Origin of the sequence: Caulobacter endophyticus, from assembly GCF_029543245.1 — a bacterium.
GTDB classification, from domain to species: Bacteria; Pseudomonadota; Alphaproteobacteria; order Caulobacterales; family Caulobacteraceae; genus Caulobacter; species Caulobacter endophyticus_A.
Map to the genome: position 1 here is coordinate 33517 of NZ_JARQWV010000022.1, position 12263 is coordinate 45779.

The window sequence follows — 12263 nt, forward strand, 5'->3', positions numbered from 1 at the left end:
CATTCATTCCCCCGCCGATCCGGGCTTCTCCCAGACCGATCGCTTGAGCGGCGAGCATAGGCACGAGAGTTCAAACGAGCGGTTAAGGCTGCGCGGGGGTCCTTGCGCCCGGCACAACTCCAAAGCATTCTGAACGCTGATAAGATGAGCCGAGAGGCCGTTTTCGGGAGAAACGCCGCATGAACGCCCCCGCCAATCTCGGCCAGGAGGCCGCCAAGGCCGGCCTCGAGATCATTCTTCAGCGGCAGAAGGCCGCTCATCTGCGCGACGGCGCGCCGCCGGTGGAGCGCCGGATCGACTGGCTGAACCGCTGCATTGCGTTGCTGGTCGACCATCAGGCCGAAATCGCCAAGGCCGTCGGCGACGACTTCGGCGTGCGGTCGAAGGACGCCACGGCCCTGACCGACGTGGCCGGCTCGATCGGTCCGCTCAAGCACGCCCGCGACCACGTGCACAAATGGATGAAGACCGAGAAGCGCCGCACGACGCCGGCGCTGCTGGGCCTGTTCGGCGCCAAGGCCGAGGTGCGCTGGCAGCCCAAGGGCGTGGTCGGGGTGATCAGCCCGTGGAACTTCCCGGTCAACCTGACCTTCGCGCCGCTGGCCGGCGTGCTGTCGGCCGGCAATCGGGCCATGATCAAGCCCTCGGAGTACACGCCCGCGACCTCGGACCTGCTGAAGGCGATGTTCGCCAAGTCGTTCGACGAAGACGAGATCGCCGTGATCACCGGCGGGCCCGAGATCGGCCAGGCCTTCGCGGGCCTGGCCTTCGACCATCTGCTGTTTACCGGCGCGACCTCGGTGGCCAAGCATGTGATGAGGGCGGCGGCCGAGAACCTGGTGCCGGTGACGCTGGAGCTGGGCGGCAAGAGCCCGGTGATCCTGTCGCGCGGGGCAGACCTTGAAACCGCCGCGGCGCGGGTGATGGCCGGCAAGACGCTGAACGCCGGCCAGATCTGCCTGGCGCCCGACTACGTGCTGGCCCCGGCCGAGGACGTCGATCGCTTCGTCGAGGCGGCCCGCGCGGCCGTGGCCAGGAGCTTTCCGACGCTGAAGGACAACCCCGACTACACCGCCCTGGTGGCCCAGCGGCACTATGATCGGGTCAAGGACTATGTCGACGACGCCAAGGCCAAGGGCGGCAAGGTGGTCGAGCTGAACCCGGCCGGCGAGGATTTCTCCCAGCAGCAGCACCGCAAGATCCCGCCGACCCTGATCCTCAAGCCGACCGACGACATGGCGGTGATGCAGGACGAGATCTTCGGCCCGCTGCTGCCGGTGAAGGCCTATGACCGGATCGAGGACGCCATCGACTACGTCAATCGTCGCGACCGGCCGCTGGCCCTCTACTGGTTCGGAACCGACGAGGCCGAGCGCGAGCGGGTGCTGGCCGCCACGACCAGCGGCGGCGCGACCGTCAACGACGTGATCTTCCACGTGGCGCAGGAGGACCTGCCGTTCGGCGGCGTCGGCCCGGCGGGCATGGGCGCCTATCACGGCCACGACGGCTTCCGCGAGTTCAGCCACCGCAAGGCGGTGTTCCACCAGCTGAAGAAGGACATCGGCCCGATGCTGGCCCTGCGTCCGCCTTACGGCGAGGGGATCCGCAAGTACCTGGCCGGGCAGATCAAGCGGTAAGCCAAAACCCTCTCCCCGAAGGGGGAGGTGTCGGCGAAGCCGGCGGAGGGGGAGGCGACTACTGCCGTCGACAACTTCAACGTGGCCGGAAGAGACTTCCCCCTCCGGCCCTTCGGGCCACCTCCCCCTTCCGGGGGAGGGTCAGGTCAACGCCCCTCGGTCCAAAGATCCAGCGGCTGGTGCTGCTCGTGGCGGATGACGGCGAAATAGCCGGCCACGCCCAGCACGACCCCCGCGATCAGTCCGCCGAGAAAGCCCGCCGGCGTGGCGAACCACAGGGTCAGCACGGTCAGGGCGACGGCGACGCCGACGATCGACCAGCGCACGAAGACGCTGAAGGCGTGGTAGGTGCGTTCGTGCACCAGCAGTTCGGGATCGGATTGCTGCGGTGTGAAGTCGGCCATGGCGGTTCCTCCGAAGGCTTCGGGAAAAACGCGCGGAGCCGCCTTTAGCGACGCGATTGTCGGCAAAGAAAAAGCCGGCGGCTCCGTGGAGCACGCCGGCCAATCTACGCCGTTTTCAGGCGCTCGTCAGTCCTGGTCGATCAGTCCTCGACCTTGGCCAGCTTCGGCGGAGCGCGAAGCAGGAAGGCGGGGATGTCGTTGCCGAAGCCGACCACGCGGCGATCGTCGTCGTCCTCGCGGCCGCGAACCGGCTGGACGCCACGGACCGGCATCGGCGGACGCTCGCGCGAGGGGCGGGCGACCGGAGCGACTTCCTCGACCGGACCGGCCTCGGCGGTCTGGGCGGCGGCGCGGTCGCGCGAACGCTCACGGCGCGGCTTGCGTTCGCGTTCCGGACGCTCGGTGCGTTCGGCGGCGGGGGCTTCGGCCGGAGCCTCGGCGGCGACGGTTTCGACGACTTCGGCTTCCGGAGCGGCGTCGGCGCGCTCGCGACGGCCACGACCGCCCCGCTCGCTGCGTTCACCACGCTCGCGGCCCGGACGCTCGCCGCGGCCGCGGCGGCGGTCGCCTTCGCGCGGCACGGTGACGGCGTTGCTGTAGTCGACGTCGAGAACCTCTTCCTCGGGCGTCTGGCCGATCAGCTTGATGACCTTGTCGAAGCCCTTGTCGTCGGCCGGGGTGACCAGCATGTAGGCCTCGCCCGTGCGGCCGGCGCGGCCAGTGCGGCCGATGCGGTGCACGTAGTCGTCGGCGTGGTGCGGGACGTCGTAGTTGAAGACGTGGCTGACGGCCGGGATGTCGAGGCCGCGAGCGGCGACGTCCGAGGCCACCAGGATCTTCAGCGCGCCCGAGCGGAAGTCGGCCAGGGTCTTCATGCGCTGGCTCTGGTCGAGGTCGCCGTGGATGGCGGCGGCGTCGAAGCCGTGCACCTTCAGCGACTTGGCGACGATGTCGACTTCGGTCTTGCGGTTGCAGAAGACGATGCCGGTTTCCGGCGCGGCCTTCTCGATGACGGTGCGCAGGGCCAGGCGCTTGGCCTTGGGGTCAGAGCTCGGAACCTTGATCAGGCGCTGGGTGATGTTGGCGTTGGTGGTGGCCGGCTTGGCCACCTCGATGCGGACCGGATCGCGCAGGAACTGCTTGGTCAGGCGCGTGATTTCCGGCGGCATGGTCGCCGAGAAGAACAGGGTCTGCTTCTTGGGCGGCGTCAGCTTGAAGATGCGCTCGATGTCGGGGATGAATCCCATGTCGAGCATGCGGTCGGCTTCGTCGACCACCAGGAACTGCACGCCAGTCATCAAGAGCTTGCCGCGCTCGAAGTGGTCGAGCAGGCGGCCCGGGGTGGCGATCAGCACGTCGACGCCGCGGTCGAGCTTCTTTTCCTGGTCGCCGAACGAGACGCCGCCGATCAGCAGCGCCCACGAGAGCTTGGTGCCCTTGGCGTACTTCTCGAAGCTGGAGGCGACCTGGTCGGCCAGCTCGCGGGTCGGCGCGATGACCAGGGCGCGCGGCATGCGGGCCTTGGCTCGGCCGGAGGCGAGCTTGTCGATCAGGGGCAGGGTGAAGGCGGCGGTCTTGCCGGTGCCGGTCTGGGCGATGCCCAGGACGTCCTGGCCGGCGAGGGCGACGGGAATCGCCTGGGCCTGGATCGGGGTGGCGGTCGTGTAGCCGGTGTCGGCGACCGCCTGAAGGGTCGTGGGCGAAAGCCCGAGGTCGGAAAATTCGGTCATGTCACGCTGGTCTGGACTCGGAGCCGCCCGTGCTTGGGCGAGCGGGCGGCGCGGATTCGCCAGACCTGCTCCGAAGGTGCGGATAAATAGGCGCAATCGCCGCAAAGTCAATCTTCGCGGGGCCTACAGGTCTTCCAGATGGGGCGTGGGGCGCCGGGGTCAAGGGCGAGCGCCGTCCCGATCCTTCCCCCGAAGGACCATACCAGGACACCGGAGCCATCGGCATCGTCCTGGCGGGGCGGCGCTCGCCTCGGCGCCGCCAAAGGGGAGGAAGACAGCGCTGAGTAATTACTACTGAATTGGTATGGATTTGTGCGCCCCAGTTTTTCTGAAGCCGTCGTGAGCGACACCGGCCTAGGGATGCGGATGTGGATCGGCATCTCGTCTTTGACCGGTCGCAGCTTTCCTGCTCGGCCTGGCGGCGCTGTCGAGATCTTCGCATCGCCGAGGCAAGGCGGGCTCCCGCCACTCGGCTTCGGCCGGAGCGGCGCGCGGCGAAGGGGCGGGTTCGAACTTCAGCAGTAGGAAACGGGCCATGCCGACCTCCGGAAGCATGAAGGGAAGGGGATCTTAGTTACGCTCGGCGACGGATTTCAGATTGGACAGACCCGTCTCGAAATCACGGCCGATCATCTTGTCCATGTTGAAGACCAGGCCCATCAGCCGCGAGACGTAAGGGGCAGGACCCGACATCGCCCAGGTGACCCGCGTGGCGTCGCCGGCGGGTTCGGCGGTGAAGGCTGCCGTGTTGCTGGCCTTGAAGGGCTTTTCGAAGTCCAGGGCTATGGCGACTTCGCGATCTGTGGCGGAGAGGATCCGCATCCGGCCGGTTCCGGCCTTTTTGCCCGCCCAGGCGTAGGTGGCGCCGACACCGCGTTCGGCTCCGCCGTAGGTGCGCGAAAGATCAGCGTCGAGGGCCTCGTAGGGCGACCAGGCGCGCCAGGCCTTGAAGTCGGCCACATTGGCCAGAACGGTCTCGGGCGGGGCGTTGACGAGCACCGAGCGCTCGACCCGGAAGGACGGCGGACGCAGGGCCGCAGCGACCAGCAGGCCGCCCAGGGCCAGGACGACGACGGCGGCGATGATCTTCAGCATCGGAAAGCTCTCCCTGAGCGTGGCCCGTTCCGGGCCGTTCGCCACAAGGACGCGCGGAGCGTCAGCCTTCCGACACCGCGCTTCGATTTTTCTCGCCCTCGGACTGCAGCCGGTCGAGGTGCTGGCGGATGTGGGCGGCTTCGGCCGCGCCGCCGGCCAGGGCGATGGCTTGCTGGAACGCCTCGCGCGCGTCGTGATCGCGGCCGAGCTGAAGGTTCAGTGCGCCCTTCAGGCCGTGAAAGTGGAAGTAGCCGGCCAGGCGCTCCTCCAGCGGCGCGATCATGTCCAGCGCGGCCTGCGGGCCGGCGACCTTGGAGACCGCCACCGCCCGATTGAGGCTGACGACCGGGGAGGGGGTCAGCCGCTCCAGCGCGGCATAGAGGTGGTCGATCTGAGCCCAGTCGGTGTCCTGCGGCTGCTCGGCCCGGGCGTGCAGGGCGGCGATCGCGGCCTGGACCTGGTAGGGGCCGGGCCGGCGGTGGCGCATGGCCTTGTCGATCAGGGCCAGGCCTTCGGCGATCATCGCCTTGTCCCACAGGCCGCGATCCTGGTCTTCGAGCAGCACGATCAGGCCGTCGGCGTCGAGCCGCGCCGGTGTTCGGGCGTGCTGCAACAGCATCAGCGCGGTCAGGCCCATCACTTCGGGCTCGGCGGGAAACAGCCGCAGCAGCAGGCGCGACAGCCGAAGGGCCTCGTGGCACAGCGGCCGCCGCGCATCAGCCTCGACGCCGCCGGCCGAATAGCCCTCGTTGAACACCAGATAGACCATGGCCATCACCGTCAGCAGCCGTTCGGCGCGTTCGGTCGGGCTGGGCGCCTCGAAGGGCGTGTCGCCCTTGGCGACGCGAGCCTTGGCGCGGGTGATCCGCTGCTCCATGGCGCTTTCGCCGACCAGGAAGGCGCGGGCGATCTGGCGCACCGACAGGCCCGAGACGATGCGCAGGGCCAGGGCGATCTGCTGGGTGGCCGGCAGGTCCGGATGGCAGCAGACGAACAGCAGCCGCAGGATGTCGTCGCGATAGTCGGCGCCGTCCAGGCGCTCGGCCAGCGCGGTCTCGGCGTCGTCCAGGCCCGCCGCCAGATCGGTCAGCACCTCGTCGGACGGCAGGGCGGTCTGGCGGCTGCGCTTGCGGCCGGCGTCGACCCCGCTGTTGCGGCCCACCAGGATCAGCCAGGCGGTGGGATCGCGCGGCGGACCCTTTTCGGGCCAGGACTTCAAGGCCCGCAGGCAGGCGTCCTGATAGGCTTCCTCGGCGGTGTCCAGATCGCGGAAATAGCGCAGCAGCGCCGCCATGGCCTGGGGGCGCGCCGAAACCAGCGCCGCCTCGATCCAGTCAGGATCGGTCATGCGCCCGCTCCGTGAACGGCGTTCGATTTCCAGATCTCGGCCACGGGGCGGATTTCGTAGCAGCCGCCGGGGTTTACGCGCGCCAACTCACGCGCGGCGGCGACGGCGTCGTCGAGATCGGTGCAATCGATCACATAGAAGCCGAGCAATTGCTCCTTGGTCTCGGCGAACGGTCCGTCGACCAGCAGCGGCGGCTCGCGGTCCTTGCGCAGGGTCACGGCCGTGGTGGTCGGCAGAAGCCGAGCCGACAGGCTCAGGCGGCCTTGATCGGCCAGGTCGTCGCGCACCGCGCCCAATCGCGCCATCACGGCCTCGTCATGCGCCGGGCTCCATGCGCCGACGACGTCCTCGATGTGATAGCAGAGAATGGCGTAGATCATCGCGAAGCTCCGTCGGCGACGTCGCCGTGAGCCAAGGACGTCGTCACAGGACGCACGCCGACACCGCCGGCGAAGAAAATCGACCGTGTGGCGCACGAAGACCGATACGAACGGCCGGATGCAGCCTTGAACGCCGAGAGCACGCTGAAGATTATTTCTGATAATATTCCTTAGGCGATGTATATTGAAGCGCTTGGGCGGGTCACCGCTTGTCCCGCCGTTTGGGAATATATTCCTGCCCCGTCTGTCGCCGAGCGGTCTGCGAACCTGGGCGCGCGGGCGTCCGCTCATGAAGGCAGCGGCGCCGCGGGATCGACGAGGCGCGCCTCGGACAGTTCTCGCCAGAAATCCGGCGGGATCGTCTCCTGCAAGGCCGCGCGATCCTCAGCGAGCCGGCTTGGGCGGCTGGCGCCTGGGATGACGGCCGCGACCGCCGGATGGGCCAGCGCGAACTGCAGCCCCGCGGCCTTGATGCTGATCCCATGGCGGTCTGCGATCGCCTTGATCCGGGCGACCTTGTCGAGGATTTCCGGCGTGGCGGGCGCGTATTCGAAATTCGGGCCGCCGACCAGAGCGCCGGAGCTGTACGGGCCCCCTACCACGATCCCGAGGCCGCGCTCGGCGACCGCCGGCATCACGCGCTGCAACGCTGCGCCGTGGTCCAGCAGCGTATAGCGACCGGCGAGCAGGAAGCCGTCGGGGCGCGGCTCGTCGAGCGCCAGCAGCAACTCGATCGGCTCGACCCGGTTGACGCCCAGGCCCCAGGCCTTGATCACGCCCTCGTCGCGCAGCCGATCCAGCGCCCTGAAGGCGCCCTTTCGCGCGGTCTCGAAGACGCCGAGCCACTCGTCGCCGTAGAAGTCCTGGGCCACATCGTGGACGAAGGCGATGTCGATGCGGTCGGTCCCGAGGCGCTGGAGGCTGTCCTCGATCGACCGCAGCGTGGCGTCGGCCGAATAGTCGTTCACGATCCGGTTGGGCCGGCCGTACTTGAAGACCTCGCCCTTCTCGCCCAGGTCGCGGGCGCTGACGTCCTCGACCTCGTCGAGGATCACCCGGCCGACCTTGGTGCTGATCACGTAATCGGCGCGAGGCTTGCCTGCGAGCGCCTGCCCCATGCGGATCTCGGCCAGACCCGCGCCGTAGAAAGGCGCGTTGTCGTAGTAGCGGATGCCGTCGTTCCAGGCCGCCTCCACCGTCGCCAGCGCCTCGCTTTCGGGAATGTCGCGAAACATGTTGCCGAGCGGCGCGGCGCCGAAGCCCAGCTTGCCGGGCAGGATCTCCTTGAGCGCCATCTTCTCTCTCTCCACCTTGGCGGCCGGCCGGCTCGCCGCTTCACAGATCATCGCACGACCGGCGGCGCGCCGCCCCAGCAATGGCCGGGCGGCTCCGCCCTCCCCCGCGTCCTCAGCGGCCGCGTCCGAGGATCTCCATGCGGGTCACCTGCACGCCGCCGTCGGCCAGCTCGGGAAGCCTGGCGAACCAGGCCTGGACGTGCGGCGTGGCGTTGTGGGCCTCGAAATCGGCCTTTGTGGCGAAGATCTCGTAGAAGACGAAGTGGCCCGGCTTCTCGCGGTCTTCCTGCAGGAAGTAGACGAGGTTGTTGGGCTCGGCGCGGACCTTGGCGATCAGGGGCAGCGTCGCCTCGCGCAGCGCCTGCTCCTTGCCGGGCTTGGCCTGGACGCGGGCGACGACGGCATAGGCCTCGCCAGGGATCTGGGCGTAGTGCACGCCCGTGGATTGCGGGGCCGCGGGCGGCGCGGCCGCCGCCGAAGCGGTGCTCGCGCCGGCCGAAAGCAGCATGACGAGCACCAGACGATTGGCCGAGAGCAGGCGCATGACTTGTCTCCTGTTTGAGTGGCTGAAGAGCCGCGTGTCAGTCGGCTCCGGCGATCCAGGAACCGTGGAAGCCGGGGGGAACGATGTGCGGCAGGTGGATGCTGGCCACCGGCGCGGCTTCGAATTTCCGGGCGTCGAGGATGACGAGATCCGTCGAGCGGGCGCCCGCATCGATGACGAAGCCGATCAGCCAGCCTTCGTCCTCTCCGGCCTGGGTGTGAGCCGGAACAAAGACGAACTCGCAAGGGTGGCGGCCCGGCCCGAAGTCGTGCGTCAGCCGTCCGCCCTCCACCAGGTCGTGCTTGAAGAGGCGCGTGCCCAGGAACGGATCGGCCAGGCCCATGGTGTAGGCGTAGCGGTAGGCCTGCCCCAGCCGCCGCTCGTCCTGGCGCGGAAACTCCTGGGGCGTTGGATCGATGACGACCCGCTCCACCGTGCCCGCGCCGGGATCGAGGATCCAGCGCTCGAAGGCGCAGCGCTCGGAATCCGGCCCCGAGGTGCGCCGCCAGAACATCTTGTCGTGGACGATGACGTCGAGCACCACCGTGCCGTCGGCGGCGTCGTAGGCGTTGGCCGCGTGGAAGATGAAGCAGGGGTCGGCCGGCAGCCATGTGATGTCCCCGGCCCCGCCCTCGCGTGGCAGGAGCCCGACCCGGGCCGTATGAGCCTGGTTCCAGCGGTAGGGGAAATGATGGCCGGTGACCGCCGCGGTCAGGGAAAAGGTCACGGGCAGGTCGAGGATGATCGCAAAGCGCCTGGTGAAGGCGAAGTCGTGGATCATCGGACCGTGGCGGACGGGGATCCTGACCTCGCGGCGGATCCGGCCGCCAGGGCCCAGCACCACGTAGCGCAGCGAGCGCCACTTGCTGGCGTCATAGCAGACGCCGAGCATTTCACCGGTCAGCGGGTCGACGTGGGGATGGGCCGTGAAACCGCCCTTCAGGGTCTGGTCGAAGTCGGTGTAGCGCAGGGTTTCCAGAGTATCGCCGATCTCTACGGGCGTGCTGCCCGCTTCGACCACACCAAGCACCTTGCCGGCGTGCCTGACGACATTGGTGTTGACGGTGTCGAACAGGTGGCGCGGCCCGGGCGTGCGCGGCTCGTCCAGCGCCTTGGCGACAGCGTCAGAGCGGATCCAGCGATTGCGGTACCAGAGCGCCCGGCCGCCCTCCAGGCGAAGGCCGTGGATCATGCCGTCGCCGGCGAACCAGTGATGCTTGTCCGGGTTGGGGGCTATCGGGTTGGGCCCCATGCGCAGGTAGCGGCCCGTCAGGGCGGCGGGGATCGCACCCGTCACGGGCAGGTCCCGTAGCGTCAGTTCCTCGGTCATGGGCGTGTGGACGCCCGAGAGATAGGGGTTGTCCGTGGTCTTGTAGGAGACTTCGGTGGACAGCATGGCCGCCTCCCCTGGCGTGATCGGGTCGGGACCGTCCGTCAGCGCGTGGGAGCCACCGCTGCGCGGCGCGCGGCCAGGGCGTCGTCGAAGGTCTTCTTCACCGGGCCAAGGGCCTGGACGAACTCGAGCTGCTCGCCTTCGGGGCCCCGGCAGTAGATCAGCCGCCAGCCGGCGGACTTGCCCTCGGTGATCCCGTTGGAGTTGGCCTCCAGCGGCGCGGCCTTGCGGTCGGCTTCCGAGGCGACGGTCAGCACCCGGTTGGCCCGGACCTGGGTCATGCCCCGGCGCGCGGCCTCGGCCTCCAGGTCGCGAATGAAGACGTTGAAGTCGGCGTCGTCGCGGATGTGGAAGCAGATGTGCATCATCCGCGGAAAGGCCGGGCTCATGTGGTCGAGCGGCTCGGCGAAGGCGTTGGGGCCGCCCATCGGCTGGTCGGCGTCGCGGTACTGCAGGAGCTCGATCACGACGTTGTCGAACTGGACGAAGCGCACGTCGAGGCGCTGGGTCCCGCCGCGCAGGTCCGGCACGCCCCTGGCGCGCGGGTTCACGTGCCGCTCGCGCGACTCTATTTCCTCGGCGGTCAGCAGGGTGTTGTGGATCCGCTCGCCCTGGAAGTCGCCGTCGCGCATGATCTCCGCGCCGCCCAGCACCTCGGTGTAGAAGGCGAAGGCGCGATCCATGTTCTGGACGGTCAGCCCGAAGTGCTGGACGCCCTGGAGCCGGGCGCCGAGCGAGCCCTCCATGATCCGGCCGGCGCGGACGCGGGTCGCCTCCTGGGCGGTGGCCGGGGCCGCGGCCGCGCCGAGGGCGACCGCGCCGGCGGCCGCGCGCAGCACGTCCCGGCGTTCCAGACCGGCGGAGGTCGGCTCTTTTTGCTCGCTCATCGTCGGTCTCCTCATCCGTGGGTTTCGATCTCTGGAGGGGCGCGCCCTGTGAGGATCATCGGTCGGAGGCCGGCGATTTGCGAGTTAAGCGCGGTTAAGCGCGGCCTCCGAAAAGCGGGACGGCGCGGCTTAACCACGCTTAACTTCGACACGGGGCGGCGGGGCCCTAGTCAAGCGCGCGAGCGCTGGAGCTTCGCCGGAATCGGGGGCAATCATCACGATCATGATCGACGAGACGGACCACGACGCGGAATCTTCGGCGGCTGGCTGGCGCGCCGTCGCCCTCCTGTGCGCCGCCCTGCTGCTGTCGCTGACTGACCGGCTGATCATCAACCTGGTCGTCGATCCCATCCGGAGCGACCTTCGGCTGACGGATTTCGACGTCAGCCTGCTCCAGGGCGCGGGTTTCGCGGTGATCTTCGCCCTCGCCGGCCTGCCGGCCGGGCGCCTGGCCGACCGCGTCAACCGGCGCAACCTGATCGCCGGCGGCCTGGCGCTATGGTCGGCCGCAACGATCGCCTGCGGCCTGGCCGGCGACTTCTGGAGCTTCCTGTCGGCGCGGGTGGCCGTGGGCCTGGGTGAAGCGGCGCTGGTCCCGGCGGCGGCGTCCTTTATCATCGACTGCTTCTCGCCACGACGCCGGGGACTGGCGCTGGGGGTCTTCTCGCTGGGCGCGACCTTCGGCGCAGGGGGCGCGCTGTTCATCGGCGGGGTGTTGCTGGGCTGGATCCAGGCCGGATGGTTCGCCTGGGCGCCCGGGATCGCTGCGCTGGCGCCCTGGCGCCAACTGCTGGTCCTGGCGGGGGCTCCGGGCTTCGTCCTGCTTCCCCTGCTCTTCCTGATCCGCGAGCCCGTTCGTCGCCACAGCGCAGGCCTGATCGCCGTCTCCGCCGTGCTGGGCCGCCTGATCGCCGACAACGCGATGGTGCTGCGCGTATGTCTGGTGAAGGGCGCCTTGGGGGTGGGCGACTACGCCCTGATCGCCTGGCTGCCCGCCCTGCTCCAGCGCGGTCACGGCATGACCTCGCTGGAGGCGGGCGGCCTGGTGGGCCTGTCGCTGACGGCCAGCGGGGTCGTGGCGTCGCTCGCCGGCGGGGCGCTGTCGGACCGGTTTGCCCGACGATGGGGAGCGCCCTCGCGCACCGCCCTGCTGCTGGCCTGCTATCTGCTGGCGCTGGTCGGCGCGATCTCGACGCTCGCGGCCCAGACCGGCGGGCAGATCGCCCTGGCCTTCGCGGTCTGGGCGCTGGGTTCGATCAGCGGCTATGTGATCGGCCATGTGGTCATGCAGGAAAGCGTGCCCAACGAGATGCGCGCCACCACCGTGGCGTTGTCGCTGGCCGTCACCGCCCTGGTCGGCATCGGCCTTGGCCCCACGCTGGTCCCGCTGGTCGCAGAGCGGGTGTTCAGCGGCGAGGCCGCGCTGCAGTCGGCGATGGGCGTGATCAGCCTGGGCGCGGCCCTGGTGGCGCTGCTGGTGATCTGGCCGCCGGCAGTGGAACGCCTCGTCGCGCTCAGGACCAGCGGCCCTGCCCGATCGGACTGACCCG

Annotated in this window: 11 protein-coding genes; 2 read left to right on the top strand and 9 right to left on the bottom strand. The window is 69.2% G+C overall.

Annotation, left to right across the window (positions count from 1 at the left end):
• The first annotated feature begins 179 nt into the window (after positions 1-179).
• Positions 180-1637 (top strand): coniferyl aldehyde dehydrogenase, encoded by a 1458-nt coding sequence (locus P7A99_RS19465; protein ID WP_277795411.1) that lies wholly within the window; start codon positions 180-182, stop codon positions 1635-1637.
• Positions 1638-1783: 146 nt separating this feature from the next.
• Here P7A99_RS19465 and P7A99_RS19470 read toward each other — a convergent pair whose 3' ends face one another.
• From P7A99_RS19470 to P7A99_RS19510, 9 genes are all read right to left on the bottom strand, one after another.
• Entirely contained in the window at positions 1784-2041 is a 258-nt protein-coding gene (locus P7A99_RS19470; RefSeq protein ID WP_277795412.1) for an aa3-type cytochrome c oxidase subunit IV, read from the bottom strand.
• Between the two features lie 140 nt (positions 2042-2181).
• Complete coding sequence (locus P7A99_RS19475) at positions 2182-3771, bottom strand: DEAD/DEAH box helicase (protein ID WP_277795413.1); 1590 nt, start codon at positions 3769-3771, stop codon at positions 2182-2184.
• A gap of 570 nt (positions 3772-4341) precedes the next feature.
• Positions 4342-4866: an SRPBCC family protein gene (locus P7A99_RS19480; protein ID WP_277795414.1), complete on the bottom strand. Its 525-nt coding sequence runs from the start codon at positions 4864-4866 to the stop codon at positions 4342-4344.
• A gap of 61 nt (positions 4867-4927) precedes the next feature.
• Positions 4928-6214 (bottom strand): RNA polymerase sigma factor, encoded by a 1287-nt coding sequence (locus P7A99_RS19485; protein ID WP_277795415.1) that lies wholly within the window; start codon positions 6212-6214, stop codon positions 4928-4930.
• A complete protein-coding gene (locus P7A99_RS19490) occupies positions 6211-6594 on the bottom strand; it encodes a YciI family protein (protein WP_277795416.1) in 384 nt (127 codons plus the stop codon). The genes P7A99_RS19485 and P7A99_RS19490 overlap by 4 nt, the downstream gene beginning before the upstream one ends.
• Positions 6595-6881: 287 nt before the next feature.
• Positions 6882-7889 carry an aldo/keto reductase gene (locus P7A99_RS19495; RefSeq protein WP_277795417.1) on the bottom strand — a complete coding sequence of 336 codons (1008 nt, stop codon included), beginning with the start codon at positions 7887-7889 and terminating at the stop codon, positions 6882-6884.
• 112 nt (positions 7890-8001) lie between these two features.
• Positions 8002-8433, bottom strand: a complete 432-nt coding sequence (locus tag P7A99_RS19500) for a putative quinol monooxygenase (protein WP_277795418.1) — start codon at positions 8431-8433, stop codon at positions 8002-8004.
• Between the two features lie 37 nt (positions 8434-8470).
• A complete protein-coding gene (locus P7A99_RS19505; protein ID WP_277795419.1) occupies positions 8471-9829 on the bottom strand; it encodes a carotenoid oxygenase family protein in 1359 nt (452 codons plus the stop codon).
• Positions 9830-9867: 38 nt separating this feature from the next.
• On the bottom strand, positions 9868-10713 hold the full coding sequence (locus P7A99_RS19510) for a VOC family protein (protein WP_277795420.1): 846 nt from the start codon (positions 10711-10713) through the stop codon (positions 9868-9870).
• A gap of 223 nt (positions 10714-10936) precedes the next feature.
• Here P7A99_RS19510 and P7A99_RS19515 point away from each other — a divergent pair, with 223 nt between their 5' ends.
• On the top strand, positions 10937-12259 hold the full coding sequence (locus P7A99_RS19515) for an MFS transporter (RefSeq protein WP_277795421.1): 1323 nt from the start codon (positions 10937-10939) through the stop codon (positions 12257-12259).
• The last annotated feature ends 4 nt before the right edge of the window (positions 12260-12263 follow it).